A 430-nucleotide genomic window follows, 5' to 3' on the forward strand; every position below is an offset into this window, starting at 1 on the left:
GATTAGGGTCCTGTCCTAAATCGTGCGGTGCCCTGTCCCACATGAGGGTTGACGACGCGGCCGGTGGGGGACAGGGGGCACCACCAGCCGCGCCGAGTTCATCAGGAAGCGCCCGGGCCTCGGGTCGCGAACACGATCTCCACCATGCCCGCGTCAGCCTCAGACCCAGCCTTCGAGTCCATGTGCTTCAGGGACTTCACGGGGATGTTCGGCCACGTGGTCGTCTTCCCATACGTGGTGCCCGTGGTCGTCACCGGGGTCTGGGTGACCGTATACAGGCACGGCTCCCCGTTCTCCAGGGCACGGTTCACCTGCGAGAACCACGCATCGTCACGCTTCGGGTCATAACCCCGGGTCAGGGTCATATCCCCGCCCGTGGTCTTGCCGTACACAAAGTCGTTGACCTTCTGCCCGCCACCGAAATACGCGG

General features: G+C 64.4%; 1 protein-coding gene. It reads right to left on the reverse strand.

Going from position 1 to position 430, the window contains the following annotated elements:
* Window positions 1-101 precede the first annotated feature (101 nt).
* A partial coding sequence (locus tag LPA54_RS39645) for a hypothetical protein (protein WP_228985248.1) occupies window positions 102-430 on the reverse strand: 329 nt, incomplete at its 5' end.

It is taken from the genome of Streptomyces sp. DH12, assembly GCF_020873895.1.
Classification (GTDB): domain Bacteria; phylum Actinomycetota; class Actinomycetes; order Streptomycetales; family Streptomycetaceae; genus Streptomyces.